Origin of the sequence: Vibrio sp. V39_P1S14PM300 (genome assembly GCF_009904765.1) — a bacterium.
Classification (GTDB): domain Bacteria; phylum Pseudomonadota; class Gammaproteobacteria; order Enterobacterales; family Vibrionaceae; genus Vibrio; species Vibrio proteolyticus.
Window position 1 is genome coordinate 1 of sequence record NZ_WXWP01000364.1, and the last position, 2,869, is coordinate 2,869.

Here is a 2,869-nt window from a genome sequence, read left to right on the forward strand (position 1 = left end):
CCTCTGGAGAGATCCCCACTTTCACCATTGAATAAATTTTAAGCGGAAGAATTTCATAAGTTGGTCCGGTCACGAATGAACTGATGATCACGTCATCCAGAGACAGGGTAAAGCTCAATAACCAACCGGCAGCAACAGCCGGTTTTGCCAGTGGAAGGATGATCTTATTCAGAATGGTCCATTCACTGGCTCCCAAATCTTTTGCCGCTTCCAGCATTTTGACATCAAAACCGTTCAAACGACTGTAGACGGTAACAACCACAAAAGGCAGACAGAATGTGATGTGTGCAACTAACAGGGTGAAGAAGCCCAGTTGCGCCCCTATAACCAAGAACAGTGCCAACAATGAAATTGCCATCACAATATCCGGGGACATCATAACCACAAACAGCATACCGTTGACCGCTGCTTTTCCCTTAAACTGGTAGCGGAATAGGGCAACAGCAGTAAGGCTACCAATAATGGTTGCAGCCGTTGCAGAAAAGACAGCAACATTAAGAGAGTGCCAAGCCGCTTGCATCAGGCTGTCGTTGTTGACCAGGGTCTCATACCATTTAGTGGTAAATCCGCCCCATTTCATACCGAACTTATTGGCATTAAACGAGTTTACAATCAACACGATGATTGGCAGATACAAAAATGCATATACCAGAGTCATAAAGCTAAATCTAACTGTACGTCCCATTAGTCCAGCTCCACTTTCTTATTCAACAGTTTCCCGGCGCGATAGTAAGCGTAAAGCATGATGGCCATCGCCACGGTAAGTGCAATACTGGTTGCCGCACCAAACGGCCAATCACGCGCGTTAAGCACCTGACTTTTAATCACATTACCAATGAGCAGGTTCTTAGCGCCGCCCAACAGGTCAGAGATGTAGAACATCCCCAGAGCTGGCAGCAGAACTAACAAACACCCACCGATGATGCCAGGCATGGTTAACGGCAGAATCACTTTTGTCAGAGTCTGTATCTTGTTGGCACCCAGATCGCGAGCCGCTTCAATGTAAGTGCCGTCCAACTTTTCGATAGCAGAGTAGAGCGGCAGAATCATAAATGGCAGCAGGATATAAACAAGACCGATCATGACCGCTGTTTCGGTATACATCAAACGCAGTGGTTTATCGATGATATCCAGGTACATCAGGCTTTTATTCAGGATCCCTTGAGTTCCAAGTACGATTTTAAGGCCGTAGGTACGGATAAGAGAGTTCGTCCAAAACGGCACAATCACCAGAAACAACATGAAAGGGCGCCACTTTGGCGGCATTTTTGCGACGATGTAGGCAAATGGATAACCAATCACTAAACAGATCAAGGTTGCGATGATCGCCATGTAGAATGAGTGCATCAGCACTTTTGCGTACAAGGGATCCGCCAAACGCACGTAGTTGTCCAGCGTGAAGGTCATCTCGATCAGATTTGCCTCATCACGCGTCAGAAAACTCGTGCCGATAATCATGAGGTTGGGGATCAGAACGAACAGACCCAACCAACCTACAATCAATGCGATAATCGCATTTTGTAAATTAAGCTTTATGCTCATCGTTCAATACCACTTCCCAGCTTTCAACCCAAGTGATGGCGACTTTCTGCCCCAAAGAGTGATCCACATCGGGATCGTCTTCATTAAAGAACTCGCTGACCATAACGCGCATACCAGATTCAAGCTCAATCACAGAATCCAGCGTCATACCTTTGTAGGTACGCTCAGTGACGTGTCCAACGATACCGCGCTCTTCAGACTCTTTGATTTCTTCAATACGTAAATCTTCCGGGCGCAACAACACCTGAAGTTTGTCACCCGCTTGTGCCGGTTTATCGTAGTAGACGACTGATTCGACACCTTCAATGTCTGCGCGGATACGTTGTTCGTCCAGGCGTTCTACCATGTCGGCATGAAATACGTTGATCTCGCCGATAAAGCGAGCCACAAACAGATTTTTCGGCTCTTCGTAGATCTCGCGCGGAGAGCCGTCCTGTTCAATCACGCCCTCACGCATCACAATGATACGGTCAGACATCGACAGGGCTTCTTCCTGATCGTGCGTGACGAAAATAAACGTGATACCCAGTTGACGCTGAAGTTGTTTAAGCTCAATTTGCATCTGTTTACGTAATTTGTAATCCAGAGCCGAGAGGGATTCATCGAGTAGCAGAACTTTGGGCTTATTCACCACCGCGCGAGCGATCGCAATACGTTGCTGCTGACCACCAGAAAGTTGATGAGGTTTGCGCTGGGCCATCTTTTCCAGACGCACCATACGCAGAGCTTCCATCACGCGTGGTTCGATGTCTGAGGAAGCGACTTTCTGCATGCGCAGGCCAAACGCGACGTTCTCAAACACCGTCATGTGCGGGAATAGGGCATAACTTTGAAAAACAGTATTTACGTGTCGCTGCTCAGCAGGTAAGTCAGTCACATCTTGATTATCAAGGATAATGTTGCCATTGTCTGCGGTTTCAAACCCCGCAATCATCCTTAATACTGTCGTTTTACCACAGCCTGAAGGCCCGAGAATGGTTAGAAATTCGCCATGGTTTACGTCTAGATTTAAGTTGCCGATGATTTCCTTGCCATCGAAGCTCTTGCTGATTCCAGTTAAGCGGATAACTGGTTGTCCTGCTGGTTGTTTAGCTTTCAACGTCTGTTTTTCTCCACCTTGGTCTCCGGCTTTTCCGGGGGTAATTGACCTGTCGTTATACACTTGAGGCGCGCATCATAATCACCATAAGTGTGAATTCATAGTCTTTTCTCATCTTGAAACACAAAATATTTTGCAGGTGAAAGTAAACTTTTTTTACCATACTGACTTTATGCTTTATACAAGATAAACAAGTGTTTAATTATCGACCATCCGGATGAGAAAGCA

Annotated in this window: 3 protein-coding genes; all 3 read right to left on the reverse strand. The window is 46.5% G+C overall.

Translation table 11 applies throughout. The features are described from left to right. Positions 1-685, reverse strand: a 685-nt coding sequence (potC, locus tag CAG65_RS19090; protein WP_161454649.1) for a spermidine/putrescine ABC transporter permease PotC, incomplete at its 3' end; no start/stop codon positions are given. Next, entirely contained in the window at positions 685-1,542 is an 858-nt protein-coding gene (gene potB / locus CAG65_RS19095; RefSeq protein ID WP_161448374.1) for a spermidine/putrescine ABC transporter permease PotB, read from the reverse strand. The genes potC and potB, both read right to left, overlap by 1 nt. Further along, entirely contained in the window at positions 1,526-2,686 is a 1,161-nt protein-coding gene (gene potA / locus CAG65_RS19100) for a spermidine/putrescine ABC transporter ATP-binding protein PotA (protein ID WP_052035716.1), read from the reverse strand. The genes potB and potA overlap by 17 nt, the downstream gene beginning before the upstream one ends. Positions 2,687-2,869: the final 183 nt, after the last annotated feature.